This is a genomic window from Hydrocoleum sp. CS-953, assembly GCF_002260545.1.
Classification (GTDB): domain Bacteria; phylum Cyanobacteriota; class Cyanobacteriia; order Cyanobacteriales; family Microcoleaceae; genus Trichodesmium.
Genome location: NZ_LGSU01001402.1, coordinates 1 through 12,247, shown reverse-complemented (window position 1 = coordinate 12,247; position 12,247 = coordinate 1). Strand labels below are relative to the sequence as shown.

The following is a 12,247-nucleotide window of genomic DNA, read 5'->3' as shown; positions in this document are numbered from 1 at the left end:
GTATTACCTTCTTCCTTCTTAAATAAATAGGATTCCATAAAATGAGTGAATATACAACTGAATATGAATTTGATAATTTAAACTTTTATAGAGAGAATAATGGTAAACAACTTTACTATAACTGGGGTGGAGAAGTTTGGTGGATAGAATCACCTGGAAAACCCAAAGAAAAATTATTTTCTATTATTGGTATGAATGCTACGAAAGTATTTATTAAACCACATCCAGAATATGGGGAAGCTGGACAGAGAATTAATAGAGAAATTTGTTTATTTTGCGATCCTTCTACTCAAGAAATATTACACTATTGGCGACCAAAAGAAGGGGTAAAAGAAGTTCCAGTAGTACATATTGCTAATAGGATGGTGCAGGGTTTTGTCTCACCTAAAAAAATTGTCATTTCTGAGAATTCTGGATATGTGCAAAAAGTTATAGAAATTCCTTTAGAATATCCTCACCCTTTAGCAAACGAAAGTAAATATCAAGATTATTGTCCTGGAGAAAAGTTTAAGGGAGTAGAGTATTTTACTTCTAGTGTAGCTCGACCAGGAGTAACAGAAATACCACCTTCTGAATGGGCAAGAGATTGTCCGTGGATGCCTTGGATGAAGTTAGGTTATGGTCATCCAGCTAGATTAAGGTTTGAAACTACTATTTCTAGAGTAGAATCTTTTGAAGAATTGCATCCTAATTTAGTTAAGTTGGTGAGAGAAAAATTGCCAATTTATGAATTTTCTCCTGATGAAAGTGATGAACCAAATGTAACAAGTATTTTGTATTTTAAGAAGTATTTTGATGCTTATTTAAAGGGAGAAGCTTTTCCAATTCCAGAAACTACTTAATAAGCAGTCAGCAGTTAGCTATCAGCAGTCAGCCAGAAGCAAATACAGCGCTCTCTAATTGGGTAGATAAAATACTTCTGTTCAAAACNGAAGTATTTTGATGCTTATTTAAAGGGAGAAGCTTTTCCAATTCCAGAAACTACTTAATAAGCAGTCAGCAGTTAGCTATCAGCAGTCAGCCAGAAGCAAATACAGCGCTCTCTAATTGGGTAGATAAAATACTTCTGTTCAAAACAACTAAAAATAATAATTTTTATTATTAAAAAACCGGATTTGTATTATACCAGGCATGAAAAAATAATGCTATGTTTACTTAACACTTTAGTTATTAAGTAATAAATAAGTAAGAGCAATGTTTTTAACAATTCGTTGCCAAAACGCGAATATATCTTATGCTTAAAAATCCTATTCCCTACTCCCTATTACCGAAAAATCAAGGTATAAAGCCTCTCCATTCACGGAGAAAAGAGAAAAAAAATCCTTTTAGTCAATCCTTCTATTACAGAAGNTAACAATTCGTTGCCAAAACGCGAATATATCTTATGCTTAAAAATCCTATTCCCTACTCCCTATTACCGAAAAATCAAGGTATAAAGCCTCTCCATTCACGGAGAAAAGAGAAAAAAAATCCTTTTAGTCAATCCTTCTATTACAGAAGATGTCATTACTAATTAATAATTATTAATGATTAATTATTAATTGTTGAACTACTCTCAAAAAATCTCAACAAAAAGAATTATTTTTCTGTAACTTGTTCAGAAAAGTTATTAATTATTCTTTGTATATCGGCTTTTGTGAGAGACTTCAGTAAACTAAAAGTAAATGGTTCTTGATTGAGATATTGGAGATAAGGCTCACTTAAATATAGTAATGATTGGGATTGATTTTGAAGATAAGCTTGAAAAAATGCTAAACTTAATCCCTGAAGATAGGGATAAGCCAAATTCGGGTCAGGACCAATTAATTGTTTTGGTAGTTCTATAGAAGCAGAAGTTTCTTCTTCTTCAGCAATAAATGAAAAATGAGTTGCTGGTTTACTGATAACTAAATATCTTTCTGGAGTAGTTAAACTAATAAATGGATAAATTTGTTCTGGAATTGGTGGAGCAAAAATATCTTCAGTGCTAGAAACAATCATTGTAGGAATTTTAATTTGACTAAGACCTTTATTTTCAGCTCCAAATACACCACTACTAACAGGATTAATTGCAATAGCTGCTGTGATACGTTCATCTCCTAAATTTGTGCTTATTTCTAGTGGTAAATTAATAGTTTGACACTGTAATAATAGAGATAAATTGAAGATAAACCTAGTGTCTTCAGATTGACAATCTTTTCGGAGTTGTTCTAGGTTAAGGGGAGCGCCTGCAACACTTAAAGCAGTATAACCACCAAAAGATTGACCTAATATTCCAACTTCTTGCAAATTTAGTCTACCTTGCCATCTCGGATCGGAGCCTATTTTTTCCTCTATTTCATCTAGCAAATACTTAATATCTAATGGGCGATTAATAAATGTCATTCCATCTACAGGTCTACTAAAACCTGCAAATATTCTTTCAATTTTTTCTGCATTTGAACCAATATGTTCCGGTACTATTACAGCAAAACCATGAGATGCTAAATGTTCAGCAAGATAGACAAAACNCTTGCAAATTTAGTCTACCTTGCCATCTCGGATCGGAGCCTATTTTTTCCTCTATTTCATCTAGCAAATACTTAATATCTAATGGGCGATTAATAAATGTCATTCCATCTACAGGTCTACTAAAACCTGCAAATATTCTTTCAATTTTTTCTGCATTTGAACCAATATGTTCCGGTACTATTACAGCAAAACCATGAGATGCTAAATGTTCAGCAAGATAGACAAAACTATTCAAATCTGAACCTAAACCATGAGAGATAACTACCACAGGAATTAATTGATTTCTCGAAATATTAGGCAGATAAATATCTGCTGGAGAAGAGCGATCGCGATTAGGATTTCTAAAGGTAAAAGATTGTTTTTCCCATCTCGTATTCCCTGGTTTTCTTAAATCTGGTAAATTATTAAAATTCCGTTTATCCTGAGAAACTGCTACATTTTCTGCTTGTGTTTGTAGTTCTGTTAAAATCCTATTTTCTTCAACAAATCTTTCTGTTAATTCATCAACTAAATTGATACCTTCTTGAAGTTCTATAAAAATATCTCCGGGAAACTTTTTCAGCAAATTAATAATCGTTAAACCATCTGGGTCAGCAACAGCTAACTCAAAAGCTCTTTGGAGAGCTTCACTACCATTTTGGTTTTCTCCTGTTTGGATAATTTCACCTAGACGTTTTAGTGCTTCTTTTCCTGCTGGTTCTTCCATAAATGCTTCTACAATACTAGGATCTAAATCAAAAGGCGTTTCCAAAAGTTCCTGTACCTCTTTTTTCTGCTGTCTTAAAAGTTGCTGTAGCTCCTTTATTTCATCTTTTAATAGTTCCGAATAAAGAATAAACTCATCCGTGTATTGACCTTCTTTGGCAAAGTTTTCGAGAGATTTGACTGTTATTTTAATTTGAAAAGCTGGCAGATAAATTTCGATTGGATCTTCGATATTAATATCAGGAATAGCAATTATAATTTTTTCAGCAGGAATAGCAGGAATAGGAGTAAAAATAGGTGATAATATGCCTAATCCTAGGGAAAATATAAATCGTGAAATAGATTTTGTTAGCAATCGGTGAATTACCATTAATTACTCCTAAATTATATGAATTGAATTAAAATATTTATATCTTGGTTGGTACATAATGTCAACAAATAAAAGGAGCGGTCGGAACAACTAAGCGATTTCATAATTATATGATTTTTCCTTAATTACTTGTAATATCAAATCTGGTAGCATTGGTGTAAAAAAACGTAGAAACCGGGTTTATATGAAATGCCGACTATAACTGACATCTATCTCCCATAAACCCGGTTTCTTATAATACTCCGAAGCCAACGGATTTGATATAATATAGCGCTACGCATTAAGGTTAGTACATTTCTAAATCCTGTTAGCGCAGCTTTTCCGGAGGAAAAACCCTTTATTAGTCTACTATTCCCTATTCCCTATTCCCTAGCACGTAGCGCTATAAAATGTAATAAAAATAGATACCTGCAAAAAATAATGTAGGAACTTTCCATGGAAAGTCCCTACAGGGTCAGGCAATAGGAATATAGATGATATCAAATCTGGTACTAGCTGATAGCTGATAGCTGATAGCTAGTTAAAATAACTCTACGACATGGCGTTTATCCGCTTTAACTTTCTTGCTATCTTTGAAACCGTAGACCGAGCAGTTTTTCCCCTTGCTCTGACTGCTCTAGAATCTGCGATCGCAACGCTAGAGTTTTCATCTGTTCCTAATTCACTTTGTAGTTGTTGACGAATTTTGTCGTGCATTTGCTCCCATAAACCACGACGTTGCCATTTCTGAAAATATTTATACACAGTAGTATAGGGTGGCAAGTCATGAGGCATCATTTCCCATTGACATCCANTTTTCATCTGTTCCTAATTCACTTTGTAGTTGTTGACGAATTTTGTCGTGCATTTGCTCCCATAAACCACGACGTTGCCATTTCTGAAAATATTTATACACAGTAGTATAGGGTGGCAAGTCATGAGGCATCATTTCCCATTGACATCCACTTCTCTGTACATAGAAAACACCATTGAGAATTTCCCGAAAATCAACTTCAATGGGATGACCTAACCGTTTGGGTTCAGGTAGTAGGGGTTTGATCAGGTTCCACTCTAAATCACTCAGGTCGCTTGGATATGTTTTTCTTTGAGGATTTGCAATTGTAGGGATACGACTCATTTGTAAAAATATATACTAAACTAAATAAATTTAACGGTTGTGCTTCAATAATTGATAATTGATAATTGATAATTGAGAATTACCTCTTCCTTTTAGGGAAAGGATTGAATAAAAGGAAGAGGTAATTCTCTCTTGGTCGATTGGATATGGCGTTTAGCTGGCGCACAACTTTCCGTTCCGGAATGCTTCGCAAACGTTAACGGCTGTCGCCGACATGAAAAACGGAGTGGCTCTGAAAGAGCGGGAGACCGTTCCCACCGGGACGCTTTCCTAGGTCATGCTCCGCAAACGCGCACTTCGGAGCTTTGCGTTAGCAAACGCCATCCCACCCTTCGGGAAGCTCCGCTAACGACCGCTTGTTTCTCTTGAAATAGAAGGCTTTAAACCTTAATTATTCGGTAAAAGTGAAAGTATGTAGTATCTTAATCTCTATTTTGACTTAGAGAAACTTTCTTTATAATTTATTTATAAATCAGCTTTGGTATAAACAGGACTTACACAAAGGCACAAATTGTACTGGGAATATCTGAAATAATCGCCAAATATAACGATACTCCCTAATTCATGATAAATACTTAAGCTGCAACTGCCTCTTCATAAGGAACAAAAGATTTCTTTTGCGCTCCACAAATAGGGCAAGACCAATCTTCAGGAATCTCTTCAAATGGAGTGCCAGGAGCAATACCAGAGTCGGGATCGCCGACAACTGGATCGTAAATCATTGAACATACACGACAGATCCATTTACTACCAACAACTTTTTGTTTGGGTGCAACACCATTGAGACCTTCGAGAGCTTCTGTATATTGATTAGCATGGTGGTTTTCAATGTGGGTAAGTAAACCAAATTTATGAGCTGCTTGACGGAACATAGTGGCGTGTTCGCGGGACTCTTCTTCTTGCTCTTTGAATTCTGCAACAGCTCCACTATCACGATCTACTCGCGCTTGTTCGGCAAATTCTGGGTACATGGTTGTATATTCGTAGGTCTCACCTTCAATTGCTAATTCTAGACAACGAGAGGCGATCGCTTTTTTTTGTTCTTCAGTTAAGGTAGATGGATCATCTACTACTAATTCAGGATGAAGCAGACGAAAGTGAGAAAAGGCGTGTTGCGTTTCTTGATTAGCTGTTTCCCGGAATAGTTTGGCTAAATCTTCCATACCTAATTTTTTAGCAACTTCGGCAAAGAAGAGATATTTACGGTTAGCCATTGACTCTCCTGCAAACGCATCGGACAAATTTTGGCTGGTGTTAGAGTTAGATAAGTCCATAATCTTTTCCTCTATTTTATTTTATCAGCAAGTTAGTTGACTCTATTATTTCTAATAATAATTCTGATTTCATAAAATGTCAAGTAAAATATTAAGTCTTATACTAGACTCAATTATATGTGTTACAATTACTAATTGGTTAAAAATACATATAATAACTTTAAATAATGAAAAAAAACTACACGACAACAGAGATTCAGAGAAAAATGCAATCTAAAGGGTTAAGAATTACGCCTCAGCGATTTGCAGTTTATGCTAATCTTCTATCTCGTTCAGATCATCCCACTGTTGAGGACATTTTGAGTGAGGTAAACCGTGAGTTACCAATTTCTTCTAAGGCAACTATTTATAGTGCTTTAAACGTATTACGGGAGGTAGGCTTAGTTAAGGAAGTATTACTGGAGGAGGGACTGACTCGTTATGATGCTAATGTTAAACCTCATCACCATTTTTGCTGTCAAAACTGTGGTGCTATCGTTGATGTAAGTTGGGAAACTTTTAGTAATGTACGATTAGATCGGTTACCTCCAGGACTTCATGCTGAAAGTTATGAGGTTATTGTGAAGGGTAAATGCGATCGCCCAGGTTGTCAACCGCTGCTTGGAAATCAAAAGTCAAAAGTCAGAAGTTAAAAGTATTATATCAAATCCAGATAATTACTATACTCAAGTCCGCAGCGACTGGAACGGAGTGGAAGGTTTGCGGAGCATTCCGGAACGGATAGCAATCTCAGGAGTGTAGGAGATTGCTTCCGCAGCGACGAAGCGGACGACTGTTCAAGCGGATTCTATATTACACCTAAAACATAGGTTTTTTTAACTGTTGTCTATCATCTGGTATTATCTATAATAGACATCTCCAGAAAATCAACTTACTAACTACAGCACTTCCTATTGCCTGTGAGGTACACAGCTAACAGGCAAGATGCCTGTGTTACAATAATTTTACCATTTAAACTTGTACGTCATTAGTCCGATCAGATGCTGTATATGAAAATTAAAAAATTTAATCACGTTGCAATTATTTGCTCTAATTATGAAAAATCAAAGCATTTTTATGTGAATATTTTAGGCTGTGAAATTATTCAAGAAACTTGGAGAAAAGCACGCAATTCTTATAAGTTAGATTTGCGTGTAGGTAATGGTAATCAGATAGAATTATTTTCATTTCCTGACTCTCCAAAAAGATTAACTCGTCCAGAAGCTTGTGGTCTAAGACATTTAGCATTAGAAGTAGATAATATTGATGAGTCTGTTAATTATTTGAAATCCCAAGGTATAGAAGTAGAAGATATTAGGATTGATGAAATAACTGGCAAGCGTTTTACTTTCTTTCCAGACCCAGATCAATTACCTTTAGAAATCTATGAAAGTTAATATAGCAATTCTATTTAGGTTGTAATATTTTTATGGCACTTAGGAGTCAGGAGTCAGGAGTCAGAATTTTCGAGGTTTTCAGCTTAAATTAACTATTATAAAACTTGTTACGACTAATGCGCGGATTGCTATATAATGTTAAAGCAGTTAAAACCGTTGAGATTGCTATCCGTTCCGGAATGCTCCGCAAACCTTCCACTCTGTTCCAGTCGCAATGACGTACTTTTCAACAATTAATAATTAATAATTAATAATTACCAAAAAATCAGGTCAAAAGCCTCCCCTTTTAAGGGGATGAAAAAGCGGTCGTTTGCGAAGCAGTCCGTAGGATGGGATGGCGAGGTTTCCTCGCCATATCCAATCGACCAAGAGAAATATTTAACTCACTATTTCAAGCCTCCGACTAAGGTCTGAGGTTCACTGATAACTGATAACTGATAACTGAAATGACCTCTTCTTATAAAGAACAGGATTGACTCAAAGGAAATTTTTTTCTCTTTTCTCCATGAATGGAGAGGCTTTATACCTTAATTTTTCGGTAAATTTTTTCACCTAGCTACTTAGATAAGGGAGAAAATTTAATAAGTATTATTACATAATTAATTGCAAAGTTTTATTCCCTGTCATACTAATATGATAAACTTGTTAGTCTTGCCAAAATTGCAATTAATTTTGTGTACCAACTTAACTTACCCATCAAATCAATCTTGACTGAAAAATTTAGGTCTTAAGCTTCCTCTTTTATAGGGTATAAAAAAGAATATTCCGTATTTCAAGCCTCCTAGTTTCCTAGGTCATGCTGCGCAAACAGCAAGAGTTACTGATAACTGATAACTGATAACTGATAACTGAAATGAGACGTACATACCAAGTCGGAGGTAGTCTTAGCAAAAATGCTCCTACCTATGTCACCCGACAAGCTGATACTCAACTTTATCAAGCTTTAAAAAGAGGCGAATTTTGTTACATTCTCAATTGCCGACAAATGGGAAAATCATCCCTATTAGTTAGAACTTACCATCAACTAAAACAACAAGGATTTCAATGTGCCACTATTGACATGACTAACATTGGTAGTCAAAATACCACTTGTCAACAATGGTATCAAGGCATCATTGCCGACCTCTGGCTGAGTTTCAAATTGAGTCATAAATTGTCTTTAAAAGACTGGTGGTCATCACTCTCAGAAATGTCTGATGTTCAAAAATTAAGTCTATTTATTGAGGAATTAATATTAGTACAATTCCCTACAGAAAATATTTGTATATTCATTGATGAAATAGACAGTATTTTGAGTTTAAACTTTACCGTAGATGATTTATTTGCTCTGATTCGTTATTGCTACAATCAACGAGCAATTAATCCAGAATATAATCGACTCAATTTTGCCATTTTTGGAGTAGCTACACCTGCCGATTTAATCCAGGACCGGAAAATAACACCATTTAATATAGGAAAAGCCATAGAATTAAATAATTTTACAATAGAAGAAATAGAGCCATTAGCAGCAAGTTTACCACTAGAAGAAAAACAGGCGAGAGGATTATTAAAAGAAATATTATCCTGGACTGGAGGGCAACCATTTTTAACAAATAAGCTCTGTCAATTAGTCATGGATGCCATTAACCAATCAGAGCAACTTACCCATTTTAAATTAATTTATACAGGCGATCTCCTCAAAAATAATAACTTATATAATTGGCAGACTATAATTTATAAATTTCCATTTGGTTATGCAGAATTATTAATAGAAAAGATAGTCAGATACCAAATATTAGATGATTGGCAACATCAAGACGAGCCAGAGCATTTAAGAACAATTCAAAATCGGTTATTATACAATCCAAAAAAAGTCGGAAAAATGTTGGGAATATATCAAAAAATCCTGCAAAAACAACAGATAGAAATTGATAAAACTCCTGAATCAACAGAACTAATTCTATCAGGATTAATAGTTAAAGAATCAGGATTCCTCAAAGTAAAAAATCGGATATATGAACAAGTATTTAATTTAGAATGGATCGGGAAAAAATTAAGATTATTGCGACCTTATGCTCAGAATTTTGATGCTTGGATAGCTTCCCAAAAAACAGACAAATCTCGACTATTGCGCGGTCTAGCACTAAAAGATGCTGAAGCTTGGGCAAGAGGAAAAATTTTAAGTGATTTAGATTATCAATATTTAGATGCTTCTGTAGAAACAGAGAGACAAGAAAAGCGAACTCTAATAGAAGCAGAACGCACAAAACAAGTAGAAGCACGACTCAAAGAAGAAGAAAAAACTGCTAGATTTCAAAGGTTGTTTTTAGTTGCAGTTAGCATAGCATTCTTTACCGTTTCTGGTTTGGGAATCACAACTTTTTGGCATTACCGCAATGCTTTAGCCAGTCAACGCCAAGAAAGTCTAGCCAAAATTAAAAGTATGGTTCGCTATTCAGAAGCGCTTTTTGCCCTAGACCAACAGTTAGATGCTCTAATTCAAGGACTCAAAGCAAAGCGAGAACTACAAAAACTAAAAGTCAGTGAATCTTTACCGTTTCTGGTTTGGGAATCACAACTTTTTGGCATTACCGCAATGCTTTAGCCAGTCAACGCCAAGAAAGTCTAGCCAAAATTAAAAGTATGGTTCGCTATTCAGAAGCGCTTTTTGCCCTAGACCAACAGTTAGATGCTCTAATTCAAGGACTCAAAGCAAAGCGAGAACTACAAAAACTAAAAGTCAGTGAACCTCAAATAGAAAAAATGATAGAGTTAGCTCTACGGCGCTCAATTTATGGGGCGATGGAGTTTAATCATTTTGTCGCTAGCAATTCTGGAATTAGGGCACTTGAGTTTAGTCAGGATAGTCGGCAACTCCTGATAGGAAGTGAGACAGAAATTGTGCTGCATACCATTGGTATCTCCTCCCCCAAAAAATGGTTTGGTCATCAAGGCCCAATCTTAGCGGTGGCAATTAGTCCTGACAATAAAATCCTAGCCTCTGCTAGTGGAGACACCACCGTTAAACTTTGGCAAAGTGACGGAACTCTACTGTATACCTTAAGAGGTCATCAAGCACCAGTTCATGATGTAGAGTTTAGCCCAGATGGAGAAATCATCGCCTCATCAAGTTTGGATCGTACAATTAAACTTTGGCGCAAAGATGGAACTCTTTTAAATACTCTCACAGGACATGAAGGAGTTGTCCGACAAATTGCTTTTAGTCCTGATGGAAAAATACTTGCTTCCGTTAGCGAAGACGGCACAGTTAAATTGTGGTACAAGGAAGGAATAGCCTGGCTTCACACAACTCTCATCAAACAAAAAGAACAGTTTTGGGACTTAGAATTTAGTCCTGATGGTCAAATCTTGGCAGTAGGTTGCAGCGATGGCAAAATTCACCTGTGGCAACTTCCAGAGGGTAAACTACTGAAAACTCTCACAGGACACACAGCAGGTATTTGGGATCTAGAATTTAGTCCTGACGGTAAAATCCTAGCTTCAGCTTCTGAGGATAAAACTATTAGCTTCTGGAGTAAGGAAGGCATATTCATCAGGAGCATTAAAGGCCATAATGGTTCGGTCAGAGCAGTTACCTTTAGTCCCGACGGCAAAATCTTAGCCTCAGCCGGATCTGATTCCATGGTGAAAATGTGGAGGTTACAAAATCCCTTCTTAACTCGCTTGTCTGGACATACCGCTGGGGTGCAAGGGGTGGCTTTTAGTCCTGATGGTAACTTAATTGCCAGCATTAGTCATCAGGAAACTATTGTGTGGCAGTCTGATGGTACAATAGAAAGGAAAATCGAAGGAAAAAACTCTACGTTCAGTGACGTTGTTTTTAGTCCCCAAGGAAATATCTTTGCTGTGAGTGCTGGACTGGTAGTGCAAGTGTGGGATACTTATGGTGAGTTGCTCAATACTTTCAGAGGGCATATTTCCCAGACTCGCAAATTAGCATTTAGTCCCGACGGCAATACTCTTGCTTCTACCAGTGGCGATAAAACCATAAAACTCTGGTCTTTAGATGGTGGAGAAGTCATAACTTTGAAAGGCCATCAAGCGGGAGTTTGGGGAGTAGCTTTTAATGATGATGGTTCGTTGCTCGGTTCTAGTAGTGGTGATGGTACTGTTCGGTTGTGGCAGCAAGATGGTCAGTTGTTCAAAACATTTTTAGTGGGTGAGGGTATTATCTATAGTATTGCTGCTGGTCTTGATGGTTTTTGGATCGGAACCGGAAATTCTGGTAAAAATCAGAAAACCTGGAGTCAGGAAGACGAGTTACTCTCTCATATTGACACAAATGGTGAAGAAATTTGGGCGATCGTGGTTAGTCCTAATGGTAAAATTATAGCCACCGGAAATGATAGAGGAATTGTGAAGCTATGGCAGTCGGATGGTAAGTTATTGGCGACTCTGTTAGGCCATCGTTCAGCCATTAGAGGACTTGCTTTTAGTCCAGATGGCAAAACTCTAGCTTCGGCAGGGGAAGATAAAATGGTAATTTTGTGGGATTTGGATAATACGATCGCCTTTGAGGATGTACTCGCTTATGGTTGTGAGTGGGTAAGGGATTATCTGGAGACTAATGGGGAAGTCGAGGAGAGCGACAGAAGTCTGTGTGATGAATAGAATTTAGAATTTAGAATTTAGAATTTAGAATTATTAGAATTTAGAATTATTAGAATTGAGAATTATTAACAAAATTGTAGTGGACCGACACACCTTAAATGGTGCAATAGATGTAGTGTCGTGTCAAGCTTTAAATGGTGTATTAGATTTTTAAGTAAAAGCTTTGAAAAATCAGCATCCTACCATTTTTCTAAAGTAACATCTAAGGCTTGACATGGCAGTAGGTTGGGTTGTTTGCGTTAGCATTGCGTTTGCGTTAGCATTGCGAAGCAAAGCATGGAACGTAGCTTGCTTCTCCGCAGGA

The 12,247-nt window shown here is 36.3% G+C and carries 8 protein-coding genes and 1 pseudogene; 5 read left to right on the top strand and 4 right to left on the bottom strand.

All coding sequences use genetic code 11. The features are described 5' to 3' along the window. Positions 1-41: 41 nt before the first annotated feature. Positions 42-842, top strand: a complete 801-nt coding sequence (locus AFK68_RS28125) for a DUF1838 family protein (RefSeq protein ID WP_094676992.1) — start codon at positions 42-44, stop codon at positions 840-842. Between the two features lie 1,648 nt (positions 843-2,490). Here the strand turns inward: AFK68_RS28125 and AFK68_RS46775 are convergent. The 4 genes and pseudogenes from AFK68_RS46775 to AFK68_RS46760 all read right to left on the bottom strand — a co-directional run. Further along, positions 2,491-3,565, bottom strand: a 1,075-nt coding sequence (locus AFK68_RS46775; RefSeq protein WP_371357602.1) for an alpha/beta hydrolase, incomplete at its 3' end; no start/stop codon positions are given. A gap of 531 nt (positions 3,566-4,096) precedes the next feature. Next, positions 4,097-4,358, bottom strand: a pseudogene (locus tag AFK68_RS46770) (transposase); the annotation flags it as partial. Between the two features lies 1 nt (position 4,359). Then, positions 4,360-4,682 (bottom strand): transposase (locus AFK68_RS46765; RefSeq protein WP_143438372.1); only part of this gene is annotated, 323 nt, incomplete at its 3' end. Positions 4,683-5,257: 575 nt separating this feature from the next. Continuing rightward, positions 5,258-5,956 (bottom strand): rubrerythrin family protein, encoded by a 699-nt coding sequence (locus tag AFK68_RS46760; protein WP_094676984.1) that lies wholly within the window; start codon positions 5,954-5,956, stop codon positions 5,258-5,260. Between the two features lie 167 nt (positions 5,957-6,123). On the opposite strand from AFK68_RS46760, the gene AFK68_RS28095 reads away from it, so the two are divergent. The 4 genes from AFK68_RS28095 to AFK68_RS28080 all read left to right on the top strand — a co-directional run bounded on the left by AFK68_RS28095 (position 6,124) and on the right by AFK68_RS28080 (position 11,943). Beyond that, positions 6,124-6,588 (top strand): Fur family transcriptional regulator, encoded by a 465-nt coding sequence (locus AFK68_RS28095; RefSeq protein WP_094676982.1) that lies wholly within the window; start codon positions 6,124-6,126, stop codon positions 6,586-6,588. 357 nt (positions 6,589-6,945) lie between these two features. Next, positions 6,946-7,332: a VOC family protein gene (locus tag AFK68_RS28090; RefSeq protein ID WP_094676980.1), complete on the top strand. Its 387-nt coding sequence runs from the start codon at positions 6,946-6,948 to the stop codon at positions 7,330-7,332. A gap of 853 nt (positions 7,333-8,185) precedes the next feature. Beyond that, a complete protein-coding gene (locus AFK68_RS28085; RefSeq protein WP_094676978.1) occupies positions 8,186-9,916 on the top strand; it encodes an AAA-like domain-containing protein in 1,731 nt (576 codons plus the stop codon). After that, positions 9,877-11,943 (top strand): WD40 repeat domain-containing protein, encoded by a 2,067-nt coding sequence (locus AFK68_RS28080; RefSeq protein WP_094676976.1) that lies wholly within the window; start codon positions 9,877-9,879, stop codon positions 11,941-11,943. Before AFK68_RS28085 ends, AFK68_RS28080 begins: the two co-directional genes overlap by 40 nt. Positions 11,944-12,247 lie beyond the last annotated feature (304 nt).

What these genes read in the sequence shown, in the direction of transcription:
- AFK68_RS46760 (WP_094676984.1), bottom strand. Translation starts at nt 5,956, where the DNA reads ATGGACTTATCTAACTCTAACACCAGCCAAAATTTGTCCGATGCGTTT.
- AFK68_RS28125 (WP_094676992.1), top strand. Translation starts at nt 42, where the DNA reads ATGAGTGAATATACAACTGAATATGAATTTGATAATTTAAACTTTTAT.
- AFK68_RS28090 (WP_094676980.1), top strand. Translation starts at nt 6,946, where the DNA reads ATGAAAATTAAAAAATTTAATCACGTTGCAATTATTTGCTCTAATTAT.
- AFK68_RS28095 (WP_094676982.1), top strand. Translation starts at nt 6,124, where the DNA reads ATGAAAAAAAACTACACGACAACAGAGATTCAGAGAAAAATGCAATCT.
- AFK68_RS28085 (WP_094676978.1), top strand. Translation starts at nt 8,186, where the DNA reads ATGAGACGTACATACCAAGTCGGAGGTAGTCTTAGCAAAAATGCTCCT.